Genomic DNA, 21,092 nt, shown 5'->3' with positions numbered 1-21,092 from the left:
CAAACCTACAACCAAAGATAGTATGCAAGAATCAACGTCCTATATCAGTTCCCTCTTCAAACAAAGATCAGCCAGAGTAATTACCTTTGCAGTGGTCTTATCTATATACATGATCTATAAATCCGGATATTCAGCCGGAGAGTTTTTATATTATATCACGCACTAAAATAAAATGGCTTTTCCCGATCAGGAAAAGCCATTTTATTTTAAAATCTCAGCAGGTTTGTTTAAACTTCAGCCAGGTACTTATGGACAAAGCTGATCGCCATAGAGCCTTCTCCTACGGCTGAGGCTACTCTGTTCATGGCACCTGAGCGGACATCGCCTGCGGCAAAAATACCCGCACAACTGGTCTCCAATAAAAAGGGATCCCTTTTCAACTTCCACGTTTTAGTGAAACTTTCATAATTTCTCAATTCACGGCCAGTTTCAATGAAACCTTTTTCATCTTTCAGTATATCCAGTTTCAGCCAGTCTGTATAAGGTTTAGCACCTATAAAAATATAAAGTGCTGCAGCTTCTTCTTCCCTGGTTTCTTTTGTTTTAACGTTAATCAGTACCAATTTCTCTAAACACTTCTCCCCTTTCGCTTCAATCACTTCAGTATTCCCTAAAACGTGGACATTCGGTGTATGTCCAATCTGATCAATCAGGTAAGAGGACATAGTTGATGTCAAATCATCTTTACGGATAACAATGTTGACACTGCAAGCAAATTTTGATAAATACATTGCCGCCTGCCCAGCCGAGTTACCTCCACCAATAATATAAACATTTTTGTCTCTGCAAGCACTGGCTTCTGTAGTGGCAGCACCATAATAAATTCCAGCACCAGTCAGATCAGAAACACCTTTCACTTCCAGTTTCCGGTAATCCACACCTGTGGTGATGATCACAGAGCGGCTGATAATCTCAGGTCCGTCTTCCAGGATAATGGTTTTATAACCATCTTTTTGTTTAATATCGCTCACCGATTGCGGAGATAAGAATCCAGCACCCAGGCGTACAGCCTGGCTAATTGCTCTTCTGGTCAGATCTGCTCCACTCAATCCAGCCGGGAAGCCTAAATAGTTTTCTATTCTTGAACTTGTTCCTGCCTGTCCACCGGGAGCTTTACGTTCGATCATTAATGTTTTTAATCCTTCGGAAGCCCCATAAACTGCCGCAGCTAAACCTGCCGGGCCCGCACCAATAATCACCACATCATACATGTCATGAATAATTTCCGGGTTCTTCCCTATTTTTGCTGCAATTTCCTTAATAGATGGTTTAGTTAAAAATGTCCCATCATCCATTAAAACGATTGGCAGATCATCATTTGTCAGCTTATTGAGTGTTAATAGACTGGTCGCATCAGGATTGGTCTGTACATCCATCCATCGATATGGAATCAAATTGCTGGCTAAATAATCTTTGACCACATGCGATAACGGGGAGAATTGAAAACCGACCACTCTGATTCCTTTAAATTCAGGCGTATAATCACCTTGCCAGTCATCCAGCAGATCATTGATTACTGGATAAAGTTTATCTTCTGGCGGATCCCATGGTTTAATCAGATAATAATCAAGCTTCACCTCATTAATAGCTTTAATTGCTGCTTCAGTATCAGAATAAGCAGTCAGCAAAACACGCTTCGCTTCAGGATAAATGAGCATTGCTTTTTCCAGAAAAGCTACACCTTCCATTTCAGGCATCCGCTGGTCGCATAAAAATAAAGCGACTACATCGGCACTGTTTTTAAGTTCGATCAGCATATCCAGAGCTTCCTGAGCAGAAGTAGTACTTAATATTTTATATTCTTTACCGTATTTTATTTTCAGGTCACGGCTGATTGCACGCAAAACCTGTGGGTCATCATCTATAGAAAAAATTACAGGAAGGTTCATCTTTTATACTAATTTAAAATTCGTTAAACAGCTTATCAAGCCATTAGTTTTCCAGCGGAAAACATACCGTAAATTCCGTTCGGCCCGGTACAGATTTAACCTTAACATTACCATTGTGCTGATGAATAATTCTTTGAACCACTTCCAGTCCCATTCCTGTGCCTTTACCCATGGGTTTAGTCGTAAAAAAAGGATCGAATATACTATTGAGAATGTCGGCAGGAATGCCAGGGCCGTCATCAATAATAAAGACATTAACAAACTCTCTGTCCTTTTCTGTTTTCAGGATTAAAGTACCTTTCTGGTTGGGTTCCATAGCATCAATTGCATTGTCAATCAGGTTTGTCCAGACCTGATTTAATTCACCAATTATTCCTTTGATCTGCGGAAGCGTTTCATCATACTCTTCCACCACTTTAATATTCCCTTTCTTGATTTTGTGACCTAACATGGTCAGTGTATTGCGGATACCAATATGGATATCTGCGTATTCTTTATCCATTCCCCTGTCCATATGGGTAAATGTTTTAACTGAGTTAACCAGGTCAGCTATTCTTTTAGAGGATTCCTGAATATCTTCTACCATCCGCTCTGTAACCAGCAGATTGCTGATCCAGTTAAAAACCGGGGAAAGATGTTCAGCAATTGGTGCTGCACAGGCTTCCAGGTCGGCTACATTGAAGTTAAAATCAACAAAGCTTTCTGCAATGGTATAACCATTCTCTACATTCTTTGCTTCAAACCAGTCTGCAATTTCATCTTCCAGTGCTACACGTTGTTTTAAGGTTAATAGAGGTTTCTCTTTAACGCCTAGTATGCCAAATAATACCTCGTTTAATTTGTCTATCTGGTCTTCGGCAATTGTGATGGCAGCCACTTTCTTAAAAACTTCCGGCCCCATTCTTAAGTGTTCTTTCAGTGAAATAGAGTCACGTACAATTGCTGAAGCAGGGTTATTCAGCTCATGCGCCAAGCCTGCACTCAATTTACCGAGTGCCATCATCTTTTCATTTTGCTGCTGCATTGCCGTAAATTCTCTAACGCGGTTACTCATCACATGAACAAGTGATTGCGTCAGCTCAAAACGATCCTTAATCATTTCCTGAATGCTGTCTGTACGGAAACTCAAGAGCTGCACCTCACCAATTGCCTGTGCATATCCTCCTGAAATCTTCCCTCTTGAATAAGGCAGATAACCTGATATATCTCCTTTAGTAAACATTACAAATTCGCGTTTAGAGCCATTCTGGAACATATGAAGGCTCAGTTTACCTGCAACTAGCACATGGGGACCTTGAATCGGATCGCCAGGCCGGGTCAGATAATCGCCATCGTTCAGCAATTGATTTTCACTGTTATCTATAAACCATTTTAACTGATCATCAGGAACATTACTAAAAAAATCGAGTGACTTAAGCCATAAAACTGTTACGATATGCATGGCCTAAATTTAACTAAATTTATGAATCAATTGTTTACCAAAGCTTAACATTGAGGTTATTTGATATTAATAAACAAAGTTTAGTATTGCTAAACAAAAGATAGCAGCTATGAACCTCATTAAACTAGCAGTATTTGATATAGCCGGTACTACAATTAAGGATAATCATGAAGTGAGCAAGGCCCTTCAGACGGCTTTGGCAAAACATGGGTACGCCGTTGATTTAGCACAGATTAATCCTTTGATGGGTTATGAAAAAAATCTGGCCATCGGGCAGCTTCTGCAAATGCAGGGGTTAGCAACTGAAACGATCAGTACAAAGTTAATCAGTGCTATCCATGCTGATTTTGTACAGCAAATGCTAAATTTTTATACTTCAGGCCCAGTAATTGAGCCTCTTCCTCAGGTAGAGGAAACACTTAAAGCTTTAAGGGAACAAGGGATCAGCGTTGGAATTAATACTGGTTTTTCAAAGGATATTGCCGATGCGATTATTAACCGGTTACAATGGAGAGAAAAAGGGATTATTGATTACCTGATAGGATCTGACGAGGTTGAACTGGGCAGACCGCATCCTTTGATGATTCAACAATTAATGCAACAGGCTGGAATTACAGATCCTCTGCAAGTACTTAAAGCAGGAGATACCGAAGTGGATATTCATGAAGGACAAAATGCAGGTTGCAGGTTTGTAGTAGGCGTGACCACGGGAATTTTCACCCGCGAAGAGTTAGCGTCTTATCACCCGACTCACCTGATCGATGACATTGCAGAAGTGCTAACCATTATTAAGGGATAGTATGAGATTAATAGATCGTCTGCGGGCTAAAGTCGCTACATTACCTTATGCTTTGCTCTCTATAATGGCTGCTTTAGCTGCGTTTGGAACTTATACAGCTATGTATTCTTTCCGTAAGGCATTTGCAGCAGGTACTTTTACAGATCATCAGTATCTGCATCTTGATTATAAGGTATGGCTTGTAATTGCCCAGGTGATGGGGTATATGCTAAGTAAGTTTTACGGTATTCGTTTTATCTCCGAAATCAAGGGAAATAACCGGGGTAAAAGTATCCTGATTTTGATTGGAATTTCATGGCTTGCTTTGTTAGGTTTCGCACTCGTACCTGCGCCATGGAATATTGCCTTCTTATTTATCAATGGTTTTCCATTAGGGATGATCTGGGGCCTGGTATTTGGTTATCTGGAGGGTAGAAAGACTACCGAGTTCATGGCCGCTGTGATGTCTATCAGTTTAATATTCGCTTCTGGCTTTGTAAAAACTATCGGCCGTACTTTATTGACAGATTTCCATATCAATGAATACAATATGCCTTTCCTTACGGGTGCAATATTTGTGATTCCGCTTTTACTCTTTGTATTTTGCCTGGAACTTATGCCCCCTCCTACTGCAGAAGATAAAAAGTTAAGGGTAGAGCGTACACCGATGAATGCTAAAGAGCGAAAGGCTTTCCTGATCCGCTTTTTACCGGGTATCGTTTTGACACTGATTATTTATGTATTGTTAACGATTATGCGGGATGTCAGGGACAATTTTGAGGTAGAGATCTGGGCAGACCTGGGCGTAAAGAGTAATAATATTTATACGCATATAGACTTATTCATTTCTGTTATTGTTTTAATCGCGATGAGCTTGTTGATTCTGGTTAAGAAAAACATCAAGGCTTTCAGTATTATTCATTTATTTATTATCGGAGGGTGTTTGCTGGTCGGAATGTCTACTTATCTTTTTGACCATCTGATGATCAGTCCGATTGCCTGGATGACCATTGCGGGTCTGGGTCTTTATCTTGCTTATGTTCCTTATAATGCCATCTTTTTTGAAAGGATGATTGCTTCTTTCAATTATCGCAGCAATGCTGGCTTCATTATGTATGTAGCTGATGCTGCTGGTTATTTAGCGAGTGTGAGTATTTTATTAGTCAAAGAACTTGGTAAACCTAACATTAGCTGGGGTAACTTTTTTAAAGAAGGTGTAATGCTTGTGGCTATTGTAGGCGTAATTAGTGGAGTGCTGTCCCTTGTTTACTTTTTACAGACTGCGCAGAAGAATAAAAATAAAGAAAAAAAAGCTGAAGAGCAGAAAAAGAGCGAACAGCTTTTAATATCGTATCATTATGAGTAAAGCAATAGTAGTCGGCGCGGGTATTGTAGGTTTAGCGACGGCCCGTGCACTGGCAATCAGAGGTTATCAAGTTACAGTTATCGAGCGGAATGAGCGTGCCATTGGTGCATCTATCCGCAACTTCGGCATGGTATGGCCTATTGGGCAGGCTACAGGCCCAATGTTTGAAAGAGCAATGTTATCGCGTAGTATCTGGAAAGAGGTCTGTACAGCAGCCAAAATATGGCATGATGAAGTGGGCTCTTTGCATATTGCTTATCATGAGGACGAGTTACAGGTGATGCAGGAGTATGCAGAGATTAACCGCCGGCATCGGGATTGTAGTTTATTAACTCCGGAACAGGCTTTGGCGAAATCGCCTGCTATCAATGTAAATGGGTTGAAGGGTGCTTTATGGAGTGCAGAAGAAATGATTATTGAATCCAGAGTGGCGGTTGGACAGGTAGCGGCTTACCTTGCTGAAAAGTATGGGGTAATTTTTCATTGGAATACAGCTATCAGCCGGATTGAACATCCTAAAGTGAGTTCAGGAAATCAGAGTTGGGAAGCAGATGAGATCTTTGTTTGCAGCGGTGCTGATTTTGAAACGCTTTATCCTGAATTATTTGCGGCTACGGAAATTACCAAATGTAAGTTACAGATGATGCGCTTGGTAACGCAGCCGGATGAGTGGCGTATTGGCCCTTCTCTTTGTGGCGGTTTATCTATGATTCATTATCCGGGTTTTCAGGCTGCGGCCTCTTTACCAGCTTTAAGAAAAAGATATGAAGAACAGTACGCAACGCATTTAAACTGGGGTATTCATGTAATGGTTTCACAAAATGGAAGCGGTGAGCTGACTATCGGGGATTCTCATGAGTATGGTTTGGTTCATGATCCTTTTGATAAGGAATTTATCAATACCATGATCATTGACTACTTGCATACTTTTGCCGACTTCAAGGAGTGGAAAATGTTACAGTCGTGGCATGGTATTTATCCTAAAATGACCAATGGGGCTACTGAATTAATTACCGAAGTAGCGCCTGGAGTGACTGTGATCAATGGTTTAGGTGGTAATGGGATGACTTTATCCTTTGGATTGTGCGAGCAGTATATTGCGTCCAGAGGTTAAACGGATATATTTTAAATAAAAAAGGACAGCAATAGCTGTCCTTTTTTATTGTTATTTGAATTCCTTCATATCTACGATCCTGTTGTCGTCATGATATTTCAGGAAGGTATTTCCACTTTTATTTTTCGTAAAAGCATAGTTGGTTGTGATCCATTTGTTAAAAGCGGCTTCATCGCCTTTAGGGCTGCCAGCTACAATAGGCTCATTCACCACTTCATCGGTACGGTAATTAACCTGGTACAGGAAATCTTTAACAGCAAAAATGATCGTCTGCTTGTCTGGTGACATTAACAGAACCTTTCCTTGAATTCTTTCTTCAGGGTTTTGTCTTTTAACCAGGTAAACTTTAGCAGTTACGTTGGTAATGAAAAAATCGTTGTTAACCAGGTATCCGGTTGCACCGATTTTCTTCACGCCTTCGCTGAACTTCAAATCTTCTTTCCCTTTAGATGGGCGGTATAAACTGATCACTTCTAATCCTCCATTTTTTACTGCAATCAGAAATGGACGTGGAACAAGACCTGAGCTATCTGCGATTTGAACAAGCAGTGCTGTTTTCTGTTTATTGATGAATTGTGCAGAGGCAAATTTAGCCGGGCCTTTACTTTGATCGGCCGCGTCAGTTTGAATATGGACCGTACTATCTCTGAATTTCGCACCAAAGGTCTCTCCTTTTTCTTCATTGTTGCTCAAAACAGAAATGGAATCTGAGGCATTCGTTGGAAAATCATTAAAGACCTCGTTGTTAGTTAAGGTTCTTGGTGTATAATTCTTTACTTTTTGATCCTGCTGATTACATCCGGCAGAGAGAATTATTAAAGCAATGGCAACTAGAGATAATTTCATAATAAGTTAGGGTCAGGAAAAATCTTTTTTTTGGCAAATATGAGCTAAATCGTTTATAAATAATAATTTAAATCTCACTCCGCATATGAATAAAGAGTTTTTTAAAGCCTGCCTTCTCGTAAGCTTTAATTGCAATCGCATTATCTGAATAGACGTCCAGCCTCAATTCTGTGATACCTTGTGCTTTAGACCATATGGTTAATTCATGTAAAATCGCTTTATTCACACCTTTTCCGCGATGTTCTGGTATTACATACATAAAGCCTAAATAGGCATAACGATCGTATTTAAGATAGGGTTTAGCACTTTCGATCCTGGCATAACCGCAGCCCACAATTCCGGTACCTGACAGGGCAACCAGGAGCTCAATATGATCGGCGGTAATCAACTCATTGATGTTATAATAATGAACTCCTGTTTCTTTTAATACAGGGTTAAAAGGGCGTTCAGCTTCAACTACACCTTGTTCAAACTGTAATAGTATATCCAGATCACTGAGCGTTGCTTTTCTAATTATAATTTGTTCCATAAAGGGCTTTAAATGTTTTTTTCTTTAGCTAACTGTCTTTTTCTTCTTTTCGATATCAGGCAAAAAGCCGGTAATTATACCAATCAGTGGTAAGAAAGCGCAGACCTTGAACACATATTCAATACTGGTTTGATCGGCCAGTTTACCTAATACAGCTGAACCTACCCCGCCCATACCAAAAGCGAAACCGAAAAACAAGCCTGCAATCATACCTACTTTTCCAGGAATCAGCTCTGTTGCATAAACCAGGATCGCTGAAAAAGCCGAAGAGATAATTACCCCAATCACTACAGCCAGCACTCCTGTTAAAAATAATCCGGTATAAGGAAGTAATAATGTAAATGGTGCAACTCCCAGAATAGAAATCCATATAATATATTTCCTGCCGAAGCGGTCACCTAATGGTCCTCCAATCATCGTTCCTGCAGCAACAGCCGCTAAGAAAGCGAATAAGTAAAGTTGTGATTCCTGAACCGAAACATGAAACTTGTCTATCAGATAAAATGTGAAATAACTGGTCATACTCGCCATGTAAAAGTACTTGGAAAAGATCAGTACCAACAGGATCACAATGGAGCCAATTACTCTTCCTTTTGATAAAGTATGTTTAGGTTCATCTGAAGTCTGAACCTTTCCCTGGACTTTAAGATCAAGATGCCCTTGATACCATTTACCAATCTGAAATAGAATCAGAATGCCCAAAACCGCAGCAATTCCAAACCAGATAATATAAAACTGCCCGTAAGGAATAACAATCAATGCAGCGAGTAAAGGACCAATTGCGCTTCCTGCGTTTCCACCCAGCTGAAAGATGGACTGTGCCAATCCTTTTTTGCCGCCGGAGGCCAAATGGGCAACTCTTGACGCTTCAGGGTGAAAAATTGAAGAGCCTATTCCGATAAAACCAACGGATATCAGGATTGCTGCAAAACTCGCAGCCATGGATACAAAGATCAAACCGATCAGCGTAAATCCCATACCTGCAGCCAAAGAATAGGGTTTTGGTTTTTTATCAGAATAATGGCCGACAAAAGGTTGTAAGAGTGAAGCTGTGAGCTGATAAGTTAGTGTGATCAGGCCAATCTGAGAAAATGACAGGTTAAATTCAGTCTTGAAGAGCGGGTAAACGGATGGAATAACTGCTTGCAGCATATCGTTTAAGAAGTGCGTAAAACTTATCGTAAAAAGAATCGGATAAATTGTTTTCTGAATGATGTCTTTTTTGATACCGGGATCTAGTGTTGCTGTATTAGTTTCCATAAATTATGTCAGTTCATCTTTGTGATGAAGTTATTATTGAGAAATATGTCCTATGATTTTTGCTGAATTATTCCATGCTTTTTTTGCATCGCCGGCTTCAATACTTTTAACCAGTTGCTTGTGCTGATGGCTGGTGTCTTTAAATGCTTTAGTATCCTTGTAAACTTCAAGAAACCAATTTTTCATATGAATAGCTACCGATTTGTATAAGTCAATCAGGATTTCATTTCCAGAAGCTTCTGCAATGGAAATGTGAAACTGAATATCGGCATCGATACATTCTTCCAGCAAATCGTTCTTCGCTGCCTTATCACGCTTTTTTAAACACTCGTATATTTTTACCAGGTCAGCTTTTGTTCTGTTTAATGCTGCTTTTTCAGCAACTTTCATTTCCAGCAAATGCCTTACTTCATTCAAGTCTTCGAAATCAGCACGTTTTAAACGCTGAGATAAGGGTTCTTTGATCGCTGTTGAATTTTCCACGAAAGTGCCTATCCCCTGTTGTACTCTTAACAGCCCACTGTTGGACAAGATTTTGATTGCCTCTCTGATCGTAGAACGGCCAACTCCAAAGGAAGACATCAGCTCTGGTTCTATAGGTAGTTTTTGGTTTACTTTATAGGTACCAAAAGCGATTTGCTGTTGTATCTTCTCAGCTACTTCGTCAGCAAGGGATTTACGGGAAATTAACGTAGTTGTATTCATCATATCATCTGATGATTCAAATGTATTGATTTTCTTTATTATGTCAAATTTATTCGATTCCCATTTTGAACAAAATAATCTGAGTAAATTGTTTAAAACGCAATCCGATGATGACTATAATTGCCGCAACCGATTTTTCCATACTTGCTGATAATGCAGTTGAATATGCTGCTGCAATTGCAAAGCTTAAAGGAGCAAGACTGATTTTGTTTAATTCCTTTGTTATTCCGTTCCATGCGGCAAATACGCTTTTACCTGCTTCAAGTATCCAGGCGCTAATGATTGAGAACGAGATCCGTTTACTGGAAAGATCTTTTTCTCTTTCTTATAATTATCAGATTGAAGTAGGCCATGAATGTGCTTTTTCATTTCTTGAGGATGAATTGAAGGAAGTCATCAATAAATATAAAGCTGAGCTTGTTGTTTTAGGAATGCCAAAAAAAACACTGGAACAGGATCTCTGGGGAAATACGACTTCATTTGCTATTAAAAATCTAAAATTACCAGTGATGGCTGTTCCGCTGAATGCAAGGTTTGAAGGCACTAAAAGGGTGCTTTTTGCCTGTGATGTGTTGCGTGGATTATCTAAAAAGGCACTGGCACGAATCAAAGAAGTAGCTTTAGACCTTGATGCGCATATTGAAGTTTTTAATGTTGACCAGAAGCTGGAGATTTTAAGATCTGAGAAGGAGCATTCCTCAGTAGTCAATACACTTGATGATGGACTTGATGGGATTACGTATTATTATAAAAATGTAAAGTCTGTTATGGTCATCAGGGAAATAGAGAAAGAGATTAAAGAATTTCAGGCTGATTTGTTAATTATGGTTCCAAAGAAATATGGCTTCTGGGCCAATATTATTCACCGGAGTAAAACCCGTGTAATGGCCTCAGGGCTGGATATCCCTTTGCTTTCAATTCCTTTATAACACCTCCAGAACGATCGCTTTTAACAATCAATAGCATTAAAACAATCAATTATAACGATCGAAAGATATTCCCGATATTTGAATATGAAAATATTATTATTGAGCCTGGTGTTCCTTAGTCTGTTCATTTCTAGTTGTCAGCGCCAGGAAAAACAAAAAACAAGTCCAACTAAGAAAGACCATATTGCTGTTCAGGGAGTAAAAAAAACAGGCGTTGATTCTCTTCATAAAGCCATTAAAGTTGACTATCTGAATGAGATTCCTTAAATAATTTCCGAATTAAAAGGGTGAATTTAATCACCTTGTCCTATTAAGGGCCCGGGTCTCTTTTGATCCCCAGTTACCTGGTACGTAAGCAATTCCTAAATAAACCGATCCAGGATGTGTGCTTAAATATTCGTCCCTGTCTTCTGCTTCAGCAATATAGACAAAACCGCCATTCCCCGCTTTTCTTATTTGATGTGTATACATATACTCCACAGGGCAGTGCAGGAAGTTATCGACATTGCGTTCACTGTAAATCCAGTGGCCAGCATGCAAACAATTAATAGTTTTTTCATTGGTATAGTTTTTAGCTTAATCAATTCATCAAGCTTGCCATTAAAGTTTATAAATAAAGAATTTCGATTACTCAAAAAGAACAACGATTAATTATTAATTTCTGCGATTGACTAGTTTTCCGTTGTTTCACCCCCTGCTTAGATTTAGAGAAAACAGTATAAAAAAAGACCGGATGAATAACCTCCGGTCTTTTTTTCGTTATTTGGAATAGCAGATATTAATTAATATCATTTCAACTCTTCCACAGTTGTATTTATTTCATCGTCATAAGTCCTGACCAGAGAATCCAATGATTTACTATGATAAAAATCAATACAAGATGCAGTATAAGCCTTTCTACCACCATAATCCGCAATCTGAGAAGGTGTAATTTCTGAATAAACTTTGCGTGCAAGACTATCTATATCTTTGTATATATTTTTTTGACCATGACCATAGCTGGAGATATCTATATAGATACCTGGGCTAATATCATTCTTAAAAGTAGTATCATTTTTTCCAACAAGAGATATACATTCACACAGTGCATAATCTTTCACCCACCCTCTTTTTTCATTACGCAAGGAGTCTGTTTTTTGTTTGTCAGCATTTTTCGGTACTTTAGGAGCTTCACAGCCTCCTATGATATTAATCATAACTCCAATAGAAACGATTATTATTAGTCTTTTTCCCATATATTAATTATTTTAAAATCCATACAGTTACCTTTGATACTCCACCCTTTGCATTGAAATAATCATGCCCACCAATAGCCATGTCGTGCATCCATAACGAAGCGTGACCACTTGCTCCAAAATAATTTATTCCAGGGTAATTTGGTGTCATTAAATATATCCCCTGTTTTCCTTGAAGACGGCTTTTAAAATTTTTACCTTCTTTACCACCATCTGCGTTATTTAACTCTACCTTTTGTACGTCTGCGAAAGTTTCCTTAAGAAATCTGTATAATTCACCGGCAGCAATAAAATAATTTTTCCCATCCCCACCTTTAACTGTCCCTGTTACACTAGGAATCGTTATACCAGAATAAAGAAGTGCGCGTGAAACTCTCAATGCACAGGCATTATTATAGGCAGCAGGATTGTCCAAATGTGCAGCATAAACATTACCACCAATCAGTGCATAAACCTCTTTAGCCGGCATATCGGCCCCTATTGAGTTTTTGGGATAATATGCATTCATATTGGTAAGAGATGGGGCCTTTTGTTTAGGATATCCTTTTGCAGGCAGGCTATCCCAATCTATAAACTCCGGATATCCATCAGAAGGGCCATCTTGACCTTCAGTGGCAATAGAGGGTAAAGATGAATTTCCCCCTCCCGTATATCCACCCCAATAACCTGGCACTCCAAAATTAGTGAAATAATCTCCCGCATCTCCTGAACCGTTAACTGTATCTCCAATACTATAGAAATTCGCAGTATCAAAAAGTCCTGAATTATTATCTGGAGTAAAGTATGATGCTATAACTTCCCCAGAATTATAGATTTCAACCATTGATCCTTCATAACTGACACCATTAACAGTTAATGTTGTTTTAAATTGATCCGAAGGATATAGACCATTTGCTAATATGTATTTTAACAGTTCATTCATATTATCTTTAGGAACTACAGCATTAGATCCATTTAATCCAAAGGTTTTGCCAGGGGTTGGAACTGGACCGGGTCCTGGCACCGGACCAGGACCCGGTGTTGGCCCATCATCACCACCTGAACATATTGTAAAGCAAGTTTGTCCAATTTCCGTTGTTTCACAACTCATATCCTCATCAAATCCAGTTCCTGGTCCGGCTGGCCCAACACAGATAGTAACATATCTTGGAATGCAAATACTACTACATCCCATTGCTGACATTTCTTTAAGATTTTGAGTTTGAGTCTCCGTTTTACTAGTAGCTACATTCAATTTATAGGTCTGCACAGCTTTACCGCGTACAATTCTTACTAGCTTATAAGCAATTCCATTTGAATTTTTAAACTCGATATATCCCGCAAATAATGGATCCAGATTTTTAAAATCATTTTCAAGTATATTCTTTTTTGTTTTAGATATATAGCTTACATCAGGTATATAAGTTATAATGTTTGTTTTTATATCGCCTGATGAATTCTTAAATAAAAGTAGTCTTGAAAATGAAAATTTAGCTCTTTTAATGTTGTCTATTGCCTTTTCCCCATTTAACTGGTAGGTATTTACTTCTTTTTTATACATACTAACAGGGCTTTCTACCAAACTAAAAGCTCCAGAAATTATTTTTATAGCTTTTTCCCAATTTGGCTTAATAGAGCTAATGAATTGATCATCTGCATTCAAAGATTGAGTATTTCGATTAGCATTTGATTTTTCATAAAATTCTCTCGCTTGTGAAACTGTTAACTGATTATCCACTAATTTTCCGGGCTCTACGGAGACGTCCTTTCTACAGGATAAAATAATACAGCAGGTGAAAAATAATAAAAGTTTTTTCATAAATATATTCGTTTATTTAGATTAATTAAAAACAAATATAGATTATTACACAGAACATTTTATATGAAAAATTACTTTATATAAAAAAACAATATCCAATTATTAAATAATTAAAATTAAAAAACAACAATACAGATATTTGTGAATTAAAATTACAGGATAAGTCATCATAGTTGTTAAAATAAATAAACTTTATCAACTATGATGACAACAAGCGCAGACGTTACGTTTTTGATTTCTTAATTAACTGCCACAAATATATCCACCTCTGCATTTTCAGGATTTAAAGACCGCTCATCGTATATTTCAAAGTCGGCGGTAAAAGTTCTTTCCAATTCCGAATTCCAAATCTTATTCCATTCGTTATAAACTGCGCCTTGTATCAAATTGCCTTTGGCTACAAATTTTTGATAAGAAGCACTTTCGATTGTCTTACCTATCATCTGATCAGGTATGTCATCCAGGTTTTCAACTTTACATCCTAAAATAGTGGTGTAAGGTTTAGTATGATCTTTTTCATAAGCTGTATAAATACAGTAAAGTGAATTGTCAGTTTTATTTGGGATCCGCTCAAGAATTCCTTCCGACATAAACTTTTCCCAAAGTACAGGAATATCTTTAGCCGCTTGACCATTTTCATTAGTTGTCCGGACTGAAATACCAATTACATGGAAAGAGTCGATTTTTATAGTATCCATATTTTTATTTTGTTAAACAGCAAAAATAGAAGTGCTCATGACAACCCTATGTCAGCAGATGGCTTAATTTTTGTTTACTGTGTTTATATAATTCAAGAATTATCGGAAATGTATTAAATAGCGGTATTTTATTAAGAAAGAATTTCTGTTTTTAAAAACGTTTTTTCATGCTCCACTTTAATTGCAAATACGATATTCAAACATTTTCACAAGACTGTTAAACTCTCTGGCGCAAATAAAATTGCAGGCGTAAATCACTCTAAACAAGCTAAATTAACAAAAACAACATATGGAAAATAACTTCAACGTAACAAAAACAGAAGATGGAAAAACGGTAGCTATTGTGAGTTACATTACACTCATTGGATGGCTTATTGCTTATTTCGGCATGCACAAAGACAAAAGAACAGAACTGGGTAGCTTTCATTTAAGACAAACGCTATTACTTTATATTGTAGGTATTATACTACAAGTTTTACAGCGTATCATTCTTAGTATAGCTCCTTCAGGATTTATAGTTACCATATTCACTATTTTGTCTATCGTCTTATTTATTTTATGGATTATTGGTCTGATAGGTGCTATTCAGGGAACCAAAAGAGAAATTCCTCTGATAGGTCAAAGAGCACAATCAATGTTTCCAAATATCTAAGATGGAGAGTAAATAAAAAATTCGTGCAGAATATTCTGCACGAATTTTTTATTTATAAGAGATTTTTTCTAAGTTTCAATCGCATAAGTAGCTAATGCAATACAGGTACCATCAGCAAGATAAGCTGTAATGAGGATAGGTACATTCACTCCTCTCTCTATGCGTGTGACCAATATATCTGAGAAATTATCTTTCAGGTAAGTATAAAGTTCAGTAAATTTCTGAGCATTCCCTACCATCACCTGATCACCAGGATCAGCAGTGTTTACTATTTTTTCAAAGAAAGCGTCCTGATCAATTGTTGCCAGGGTGCCAGGGTTTTCGCTGTTAAGCTGAAGAAGCTTTTCATTTAACTGATCCTTGGGAACCCGTCCAAGGTTTTCAATAGTCAGCGGGGCTTCAGATTCACTGAAATAAAACAGACCCTGCGTTTTTTCAGCTAATTCGGTTAAAATTTGGTTTTCCATTTCGGTGAGATTATAGCAAGCATAACGTTTTATTATCAATTAATAATATATGAAAAATAAAGGTTAACACTAATTTCACACTATTAAATTAATTGATAGGGTTCCTATTGCAACAGACTGTACAATACAGTCATTGACCTAACGTTAAATTAGTTATGAATTCCAAAATCCCTGTAAAACGGAGCTACACGCTACTATTAACTTTTATGAGTTGTATAGCTGTACTATCCTGTTCGAAATCAAAAGAAACTCCTGCCGATCCTCCTGTTTTACCTATAGCGCTTCCAGTAAATAAAAATGCAGATACCAATCTGGACAATGCGCTATTTCTTAAATTAGTCAATGAGGTCAGAACGAAAGGTTGTGATTGTAAAGGACCTGATGGCGGAATAACTAAAATGCCGCCGGTTCCTTTGCTCGTATGGAGTAATGATTTGGCAAAAATCGCAAAGACCCATGCTGATGATATGGAAAAGAAGAATTACTTTGATCATACAGATACAGAAGGAAGGACTCCCGGACAGCGGATGACCGCAGCGGGGTATCTCTGGTCTGCTTATGCTGAAAATATAGCCAAAGGTCAGCAGACAGAAAATGAAGCTTTCAATGCATGGATAAACAGCGATCATGGACATTGCCAAAATATAATGAGTGTCAATATTAAGGAAATAGGGGTTGCGCGTTCTGCGGGTAATGGCAATTATTGGACACAATTACTCGGAACAAAGAGGTAAACATCATTTCAGAACAAGGAGGTAAAACAGTTTATAGTGATGAACGTCTTTTGAACAAAGTGAATTACGCCTTTTAAACAAAGTACTGAGTTTCTTACCAGCCTATCTTTGCTTTACCAATTAAATATGGGAACTCATGGAATTAAGAAATAAGGAATTTACCGCTCAAAAACCTATCAACTCTGGTTTCAGTGCGGCTTCTACTGCGCAGGATATAATTAAGGGTATAGACCTGTCAGGAAAAATTGCAATTGTAACTGGTGGTTATTCTGGAATTGGCTTAGAAACAGTCCGGGTTTTAAGTGCTGCGGGTGCAAGAGTTATCGTTCCTGCACGTGATTACGACAGAGCTGCACAGGCATTAAACGGAATCAGTAATATTGAAATTGAAGAAATGGAACTGATGAAACCAGATTCAATTGATGCATTTGCTGCCCGGTTTCTTAAAGCTGGTCGTCCTGTTCATCTCCTGATCAATAGTGCGGGAGTTATGGCAACTCCGCTGATGCGGGATTCCAGAGGTTATGAGTCACAATTTTCTACCAACCACCTTGGTCATTTCCAACTCACGTTACGTCTTTGGCCGGCATTATGCCAGGCAAATGGTGCCAGGGTAATCTCGGTTTCTTCCCGTGGACATCGCTATTCTCCGGTAATCCTGGAAGATGTCAATTTTGAAAACCGGGAATATACACCATATACTGCTTATGGACAGTCTAAAACAGCCAATATCCTTTTCGCATCGGCATTGGATAAACGTGGACAGAAAAATGATATCCGGGCTTTTTCTATTCATCCGGGTACGATTGTCAATACCAACCTGAGCCGCTATGCTTCTAAAGAAGAACTGCAAAAAGCGGGAGTGATTGACGCGCAGGGAAATGCAATCTTTGATCCGTTAAGACAGTTGAAAACGATAGAACAAGGGGCTTCTACCATAGTCTGGTGCTCAACAAATCCGATGCTTGATGGTTTAGGAGGTGTATATTGCGAGAACAATGATATTGCTTCGGTATTAACAAACCCCGATCCAATGGATCCATTAATTGGCGCAGATGCGAAAGGAAACTTTGGGGTAATGCCACATGCTGTTGATGCTGAAGTCGCTTTAAAGCTTTGGAATTTGAGCGAACTGCTTACAGGTATTACTATTCCATAGATTTCTTTATTTTTATACTATGGTTAAGGAAGATTTAAGTGCAAAGGCCGATGTGTTTTTCAATTGTATAGAGAAAAAATACTTCAGCAAAAGGATGAGCATCAATAAGCATGCACTTGTCAGCGTAATATCGGGGGAGATGAAAATCATTCAGGCCGATCATACTTACGTTTTCCGTGCTGGTGATACGTTTTTAATTCCCCGGAACCAGCTAGCCAAGGTAACGAAATATCCGGCAGACGGCCAGCCATACCGGGCCGTTTCTGTTTATTTTACATTAGCGTTTCTTCGCAAATATTACGCTTCCCAAAAGGCCGGTCATAATAATCTGGATATCCCCAAAATCAAACTATTTGACCGGCATCCTTTATTGGATAGTTTATTTAATTCTTTATTGCCTTACTTCAGCTTATCTGATGAGCTGCCAGCTGCAATAGCAGCGGGAAAAGTACAGGAAGCAATTACTATTCTACGAACTATTGATCCGGATATTGATCATATTCTTGGTCATTTTGAAGAACCCGGAAAAATTGATCTGGAAGATTTCATGGAGAAAAATTACATGTTCAATATGACTGCGGAGAAGTTTGGATATTTAACAGGAAGAAGCCTGACTACTTTCAAAAAGGATTTTAAAAAGATATTCAGCACTACTCCGCAAAAGTGGCTGACCAGGAAAAGACTGGAGCTCGCCCATTATCAAATATTTGAAGGGAAACAAAAGCCTTCTGCTGTGTATTTTGAAGCTGGATTTGAAAACCTGTCTCATTTTTCTTTCGCTTTCAAGAAGCAATTCGGATATAATCCAACGCGTGACCTTCATCTTTAAAGAATTGATTTATAACATTCAACAGGAGTTGTGTATCTTTAAATAAACCAAATTCATTAGGTATGATTAAGACGAGCTGGCCGGAATTAAAATATGAAAACCTGAAAGAGACAATTGCAACAGTACAATTGTGGACACAAATAGTTGGTAAGATCAGACTCGTCAATTCTCCATGGCTTAATCATTCGTGGCATGTAACTTTATATGTATCCGGGAAAGGTTTGACTACTGGAAGTATTCCTTATCATAATGGTCTTTTCCAGATAGATTTTGACTTTCTTGCGCATCAGCTGATCATTACATCCAGTGCAAATGGCCAGCAGCAATTCAATTTATCTTCACATTCTGTATCCAGTTTTTATCAGGAGCTTTTTGAAAAGCTGAAACTTCTGGAAATTGATGCAGAGATATATGCCAGGCCAAATGAGATAGAAAATGCGATCCCATTCCAGCAAGACACGATCCATTGCCATTATGAGAAAAATCAAATCGCTGCGTTCTGGCAGGCGCTGGTTAAAATGGAAGCCGTATTTACTAAATTCAGAGCAAAATTCAGTGGAAAATGTAGTCCGGTTCATTTCTTTTGGGGAGGATTTGATTTGGCAGTAACCAGGTTTTCGGGCAGAAAAGCTCCAAAACATACTGGCGGAATGCCTAATATGCCACTCGATGTCATGCAGGAAGCGTATTCTCATGAGGTAAGCAGCTGCGGTTTCTGGCCGGGCAATGATAACTTTCCTTATCCGGTTTTCTATGCTTATTGTTATCCGACCCCGGAAACGTTTAAAGATCAGCCTGTAAAACCTGAGGAAGCTTTCTTTAGCCCCGATTTAGGTGAGTTTATCCTTCATTATGAAGAAGTAAAAAATGCGGCTGATCCTGAAAAATTCCTGATGGAGTTTCTACAGTCAACTTACGAAGCCGCAGCCATTACCGGAAACTGGGACAGAACTTCTCTGGAATGTGATTTTTCAGCTCTGGAGTCCTGATCAATGACAAAATAACGACTTATTAAAATCCATGGTCTTTCCCCATCAGCTCATTTACTTTTGCTGAGGTTTGATGAATAATTTCGTCCATTTCCTTTACACAGTTATTGATCCTTTTATAGTATTCTTCCTTTTCATCCGGGCTGGTTGCAACATTAGCAAGTGCTGACAAGCCTAATATAGAGGCCACAGGTTTTCTGATCTCATGAGAATTGATCCAGGCAATCTCTTTCAGTGTATGGTTCTGTTCACTAATTTCTACTTCGCGCTTTTTTCGCTCTGTAATTTCGGTGACAATATCGATATATCCTGAGTGCTGCCCATCTGAATCAACTATGGAAGTACTATTTACTTCTACCCAGTAAGGATCGCCGCTTTTTGAATAATTTACAATTTCAATATTAAAAAAGTCATGCGCTTTGAGTGAAGCTATGATAGCATCGCTGGTCACCATACTGGTTTCAGGGCCGTATAACATCTCCCCTGGTGTCTTTCCTTTCAGCTCATTCAAAGTATAGCCAGTCAGCTGTTCAAATGAAGGATTAACCCAACTTATCTTTCCTCCGATATCTTTAATGACTACACCACTTTTAACTTTACTAACCACGTCGGCCAGTTGCTTGTTCTCTTCATCTTTACGCCTTAATTCATCGACGTCTTTTACAGCTCCGATTATCCGCCGGGGGGCGCCATTTTCATCCGTCACCAAATAAGCCTGATCAAAAACATATTTATAACTTCCATCAGCACAGCGCAGCCGATAAGAAGCTTCCCAGCGTTTTTTAGCCTGTTTAACAAAGGTATTTAAGCTGTCCAGAACTCTTTTGCTATCTGATGGATGCATTTTACCTATCCACCAATCCGGTTTGAAAAAACCTTGTTTATGGTCGTAACCAAATAGCTGTTTTAATCCGGAATTCCAGGTCACCTGACTGGTCGTCAAATCCCAGTCCCAGATTGCATCATGTGTAGCTTTGTTGACTAATTCATGTCTTTCCAGCGCATTATTCAATAACAATTCCCGATTAAAGGTGTCTGTAATATCTTTGAGTACGCCACTGATTTTATAAGGTTTCCCATCCTGGTAAATCACTTTTCCGGCTTCACGTACATAATGCCATTCACCGTCAATTTTTAAGCGGTGAACATAATCCATCTCCCCTGTAAGCTTTGTTTTTTCATGTGCTGCCAGGAATCCGTCTAAATCATCAGGATGTATTTGTCCCAGAAAAAATGAAACAGTCGTAATTGCCGCATCAGGCGCCAGGTCAAATAACGCATATAGGTTATCAGACCAGATCACTTCATCTGTTTGCAACAAGTACTCCCAACTGGCAATCTTAGCCATTTTCTGAGCATAGTACCACTGTTGCTGTTCTTTCCTGCTGTTTTCCAGTGCACGTTGTAAATAAGCTAATTCGCGCTTTTTTACTCTATTATAAAGGTTGACAAGGTAGTGCAGCAAGACCGCACTAAATGCGATAAAAAAAAAACCCTTCAGGCTATTAATCAGTGCACGATCTTTAACTGGCATACCGTCCACCAAAAAGGCAGTTAGCTGGTCACTTAATACCACCCAGACACAGCCTATAATCACGTACAGTAGTACGATGTAATTCTTGTTCTTCAAATAAATTGAGCTTATAAAATCATAGAGCCTGTTTGAAATTCAAA

The 21,092-nt window shown here is 38.6% G+C and carries 22 protein-coding genes; 10 read left to right on the top strand and 12 right to left on the bottom strand.

What is annotated here, in order from left to right:
- Nucleotides 1-227: 227 nt before the first annotated feature.
- Together ABIB30_RS23390 and ABIB30_RS23385 are read right to left on the bottom strand one after the other, a co-directional pair.
- A complete protein-coding gene (locus ABIB30_RS23390; protein WP_354305472.1) occupies nucleotides 228-1,889 on the bottom strand; it encodes an NAD(P)/FAD-dependent oxidoreductase in 1,662 nt (553 codons plus the stop codon).
- Between the two features lie 43 nt (nucleotides 1,890-1,932).
- On the bottom strand, nucleotides 1,933-3,330 hold the full coding sequence (locus ABIB30_RS23385) for a sensor histidine kinase (RefSeq protein ID WP_354305471.1): 1,398 nt from the start codon (nucleotides 3,328-3,330) through the stop codon (nucleotides 1,933-1,935).
- Between the two features lie 109 nt (nucleotides 3,331-3,439).
- On the opposite strand from ABIB30_RS23385, the gene ABIB30_RS23380 reads away from it, so the two are divergent.
- From ABIB30_RS23380 to ABIB30_RS23370, 3 genes are read left to right on the top strand one after another with little or no spacing between them, the layout of a single operon-like run.
- Nucleotides 3,440-4,129, top strand: a complete 690-nt coding sequence (locus ABIB30_RS23380) for an HAD hydrolase-like protein (RefSeq protein ID WP_354305470.1) — start codon at nucleotides 3,440-3,442, stop codon at nucleotides 4,127-4,129.
- A gap of 1 nt (nucleotide 4,130) precedes the next feature.
- Nucleotides 4,131-5,474, top strand: coding sequence for a DUF5690 family protein (locus ABIB30_RS23375; protein ID WP_354305469.1), 1,344 nt, complete (start codon nucleotides 4,131-4,133; stop codon nucleotides 5,472-5,474).
- A complete protein-coding gene (locus tag ABIB30_RS23370) occupies nucleotides 5,467-6,588 on the top strand; it encodes a TIGR03364 family FAD-dependent oxidoreductase (RefSeq protein WP_354305468.1) in 1,122 nt (373 codons plus the stop codon). Before ABIB30_RS23375 ends, ABIB30_RS23370 begins: the two co-directional genes overlap by 8 nt.
- 51 nt (nucleotides 6,589-6,639) lie before the next feature.
- On the opposite strand, the gene ABIB30_RS23365 is transcribed toward ABIB30_RS23370, so the two are convergent.
- The 4 genes from ABIB30_RS23365 to ABIB30_RS23350 all read right to left on the bottom strand — a co-directional run bounded on the left by ABIB30_RS23365 (nucleotide 6,640) and on the right by ABIB30_RS23350 (nucleotide 9,931).
- Nucleotides 6,640-7,434 carry a hypothetical protein gene (locus ABIB30_RS23365; protein WP_354305467.1) on the bottom strand — a complete coding sequence of 265 codons (795 nt, stop codon included), beginning with the start codon at nucleotides 7,432-7,434 and terminating at the stop codon, nucleotides 6,640-6,642.
- 67 nt (nucleotides 7,435-7,501) lie between these two features.
- Nucleotides 7,502-7,963, bottom strand: coding sequence for a GNAT family N-acetyltransferase (locus ABIB30_RS23360; RefSeq protein WP_354305466.1), 462 nt, complete (start codon nucleotides 7,961-7,963; stop codon nucleotides 7,502-7,504).
- A gap of 24 nt (nucleotides 7,964-7,987) precedes the next feature.
- Complete coding sequence (locus ABIB30_RS23355; RefSeq protein ID WP_354305465.1) at nucleotides 7,988-9,223, bottom strand: MFS transporter; 1,236 nt, start codon at nucleotides 9,221-9,223, stop codon at nucleotides 7,988-7,990.
- A 33-nt stretch (nucleotides 9,224-9,256) separates the two neighbouring features.
- Nucleotides 9,257-9,931, bottom strand: coding sequence for a FadR/GntR family transcriptional regulator (locus ABIB30_RS23350; RefSeq protein WP_354305464.1), 675 nt, complete (start codon nucleotides 9,929-9,931; stop codon nucleotides 9,257-9,259).
- A 104-nt stretch (nucleotides 9,932-10,035) separates the two neighbouring features.
- On the opposite strand from ABIB30_RS23350, the gene ABIB30_RS23345 reads away from it, so the two are divergent.
- Nucleotides 10,036-10,857 carry a universal stress protein gene (locus ABIB30_RS23345; protein ID WP_354305463.1) on the top strand — a complete coding sequence of 274 codons (822 nt, stop codon included), beginning with the start codon at nucleotides 10,036-10,038 and terminating at the stop codon, nucleotides 10,855-10,857.
- An 84-nt stretch (nucleotides 10,858-10,941) separates the two neighbouring features.
- Nucleotides 10,942-11,124 carry a hypothetical protein gene (locus ABIB30_RS23340; RefSeq protein WP_354305462.1) on the top strand — a complete coding sequence of 61 codons (183 nt, stop codon included), beginning with the start codon at nucleotides 10,942-10,944 and terminating at the stop codon, nucleotides 11,122-11,124.
- Nucleotides 11,125-11,154: 30 nt separating this feature from the next.
- Here ABIB30_RS23340 and ABIB30_RS23335 read toward each other — a convergent pair whose 3' ends face one another.
- The 4 genes from ABIB30_RS23335 to ABIB30_RS23320 form a co-directional block, all read right to left on the bottom strand.
- Complete coding sequence (locus ABIB30_RS23335) at nucleotides 11,155-11,397, bottom strand: hypothetical protein (RefSeq protein WP_354305461.1); 243 nt, start codon at nucleotides 11,395-11,397, stop codon at nucleotides 11,155-11,157.
- Nucleotides 11,398-11,645: 248 nt separating this feature from the next.
- Complete coding sequence (locus tag ABIB30_RS23330; protein WP_354305460.1) at nucleotides 11,646-12,092, bottom strand: T6SS amidase immunity protein Tai4 family protein; 447 nt, start codon at nucleotides 12,090-12,092, stop codon at nucleotides 11,646-11,648.
- A gap of 7 nt (nucleotides 12,093-12,099) precedes the next feature.
- On the bottom strand, nucleotides 12,100-13,890 hold the full coding sequence (locus tag ABIB30_RS23325) for a T6SS effector amidase Tae4 family protein (protein ID WP_354305459.1): 1,791 nt from the start codon (nucleotides 13,888-13,890) through the stop codon (nucleotides 12,100-12,102).
- A 239-nt stretch (nucleotides 13,891-14,129) separates the two neighbouring features.
- Entirely contained in the window at nucleotides 14,130-14,588 is a 459-nt protein-coding gene (locus ABIB30_RS23320) for a GyrI-like domain-containing protein (protein ID WP_354305458.1), read from the bottom strand.
- 289 nt (nucleotides 14,589-14,877) lie between these two features.
- Between ABIB30_RS23320 and ABIB30_RS23315 the strand changes: the two genes are divergently transcribed.
- Nucleotides 14,878-15,240: a hypothetical protein gene (locus ABIB30_RS23315; RefSeq protein WP_354305457.1), complete on the top strand. Its 363-nt coding sequence runs from the start codon at nucleotides 14,878-14,880 to the stop codon at nucleotides 15,238-15,240.
- A gap of 68 nt (nucleotides 15,241-15,308) precedes the next feature.
- Here the strand turns inward: ABIB30_RS23315 and ABIB30_RS23310 are convergent, their stop codons facing one another.
- Nucleotides 15,309-15,707 (bottom strand): nuclease A inhibitor family protein, encoded by a 399-nt coding sequence (locus tag ABIB30_RS23310; RefSeq protein WP_354305456.1) that lies wholly within the window; start codon nucleotides 15,705-15,707, stop codon nucleotides 15,309-15,311.
- Between the two features lie 206 nt (nucleotides 15,708-15,913).
- Here ABIB30_RS23310 and ABIB30_RS23305 point away from each other — a divergent pair, with 206 nt between their 5' ends.
- The 4 genes from ABIB30_RS23305 (at nucleotide 15,914) to ABIB30_RS23290 (ending at nucleotide 19,418) form a co-directional block, all read left to right on the top strand.
- Nucleotides 15,914-16,441, top strand: a complete 528-nt coding sequence (locus tag ABIB30_RS23305) for a CAP domain-containing protein (protein ID WP_354305455.1) — start codon at nucleotides 15,914-15,916, stop codon at nucleotides 16,439-16,441.
- A 136-nt stretch (nucleotides 16,442-16,577) separates the two neighbouring features.
- The gene (locus ABIB30_RS23300) at nucleotides 16,578-17,600 is read left to right on the top strand and encodes an SDR family NAD(P)-dependent oxidoreductase (RefSeq protein WP_354305454.1); all 1,023 of its coding nucleotides are present in this window, start codon (nucleotides 16,578-16,580) and stop codon (nucleotides 17,598-17,600) included.
- 19 nt (nucleotides 17,601-17,619) lie between these two features.
- The gene (locus ABIB30_RS23295; protein ID WP_354305453.1) at nucleotides 17,620-18,429 is read left to right on the top strand and encodes a helix-turn-helix domain-containing protein; all 810 of its coding nucleotides are present in this window, start codon (nucleotides 17,620-17,622) and stop codon (nucleotides 18,427-18,429) included.
- Nucleotides 18,430-18,491: 62 nt separating this feature from the next.
- Complete coding sequence (locus tag ABIB30_RS23290; protein WP_354305452.1) at nucleotides 18,492-19,418, top strand: DUF5996 family protein; 927 nt, start codon at nucleotides 18,492-18,494, stop codon at nucleotides 19,416-19,418.
- A gap of 22 nt (nucleotides 19,419-19,440) precedes the next feature.
- On the opposite strand, the gene ABIB30_RS23285 is transcribed toward ABIB30_RS23290, so the two are convergent.
- On the bottom strand, nucleotides 19,441-21,048 hold the full coding sequence (locus ABIB30_RS23285; protein ID WP_354305451.1) for a PAS domain-containing protein: 1,608 nt from the start codon (nucleotides 21,046-21,048) through the stop codon (nucleotides 19,441-19,443).
- Between the last annotated feature and the right edge of the window lie 44 nt (nucleotides 21,049-21,092).

Origin of the sequence: Pedobacter sp. UYP1, assembly GCF_040547305.1 — a bacterium.
Taxonomy (GTDB): Bacteria; Bacteroidota; Bacteroidia; order Sphingobacteriales; family Sphingobacteriaceae; genus Pedobacter.
The sequence above is the reverse complement of the archived record's forward strand: the minus strand, read 5'-3'. Positions and strand labels throughout refer to the sequence as shown.

Bases quoted from the DNA above. Each gene is read 5' to 3' on its own strand.
- ABIB30_RS23290 (WP_354305452.1), top strand. From the start codon at position 18,492: ATGATTAAGACGAGCTGGCCGGAATTAAAATATGAAAACCTGAAAGAG.
- ABIB30_RS23375 (WP_354305469.1), top strand. From the start codon at position 4,131: ATGAGATTAATAGATCGTCTGCGGGCTAAAGTCGCTACATTACCTTAT.
- ABIB30_RS23340 (WP_354305462.1), top strand. From the start codon at position 10,942: ATGAAAATATTATTATTGAGCCTGGTGTTCCTTAGTCTGTTCATTTCT.
- ABIB30_RS23345 (WP_354305463.1), top strand. From the start codon at position 10,036: ATGATGACTATAATTGCCGCAACCGATTTTTCCATACTTGCTGATAAT.
- ABIB30_RS23315 (WP_354305457.1), top strand. From the start codon at position 14,878: ATGGAAAATAACTTCAACGTAACAAAAACAGAAGATGGAAAAACGGTA.
- ABIB30_RS23380 (WP_354305470.1), top strand. From the start codon at position 3,440: ATGAACCTCATTAAACTAGCAGTATTTGATATAGCCGGTACTACAATT.
- ABIB30_RS23385 (WP_354305471.1), bottom strand. From the start codon at position 3,330: ATGCATATCGTAACAGTTTTATGGCTTAAGTCACTCGATTTTTTTAGT.
- ABIB30_RS23390 (WP_354305472.1), bottom strand. From the start codon at position 1,889: ATGAACCTTCCTGTAATTTTTTCTATAGATGATGACCCACAGGTTTTG.
- ABIB30_RS23355 (WP_354305465.1), bottom strand. From the start codon at position 9,223: ATGGAAACTAATACAGCAACACTAGATCCCGGTATCAAAAAAGACATC.
- ABIB30_RS23330 (WP_354305460.1), bottom strand. From the start codon at position 12,092: ATGGGAAAAAGACTAATAATAATCGTTTCTATTGGAGTTATGATTAAT.
- ABIB30_RS23350 (WP_354305464.1), bottom strand. From the start codon at position 9,931: ATGATGAATACAACTACGTTAATTTCCCGTAAATCCCTTGCTGACGAA.
- ABIB30_RS23300 (WP_354305454.1), top strand. From the start codon at position 16,578: ATGGAATTAAGAAATAAGGAATTTACCGCTCAAAAACCTATCAACTCT.
- ABIB30_RS23325 (WP_354305459.1), bottom strand. From the start codon at position 13,890: ATGAAAAAACTTTTATTATTTTTCACCTGCTGTATTATTTTATCCTGT.
- ABIB30_RS23320 (WP_354305458.1), bottom strand. From the start codon at position 14,588: ATGGATACTATAAAAATCGACTCTTTCCATGTAATTGGTATTTCAGTC.
- ABIB30_RS23310 (WP_354305456.1), bottom strand. From the start codon at position 15,707: ATGGAAAACCAAATTTTAACCGAATTAGCTGAAAAAACGCAGGGTCTG.
- ABIB30_RS23365 (WP_354305467.1), bottom strand. From the start codon at position 7,434: ATGAAATTATCTCTAGTTGCCATTGCTTTAATAATTCTCTCTGCCGGA.
- ABIB30_RS23370 (WP_354305468.1), top strand. From the start codon at position 5,467: ATGAGTAAAGCAATAGTAGTCGGCGCGGGTATTGTAGGTTTAGCGACG.
- ABIB30_RS23305 (WP_354305455.1), top strand. From the start codon at position 15,914: ATGAGTTGTATAGCTGTACTATCCTGTTCGAAATCAAAAGAAACTCCT.
- ABIB30_RS23295 (WP_354305453.1), top strand. From the start codon at position 17,620: ATGGTTAAGGAAGATTTAAGTGCAAAGGCCGATGTGTTTTTCAATTGT.
- ABIB30_RS23360 (WP_354305466.1), bottom strand. From the start codon at position 7,963: ATGGAACAAATTATAATTAGAAAAGCAACGCTCAGTGATCTGGATATA.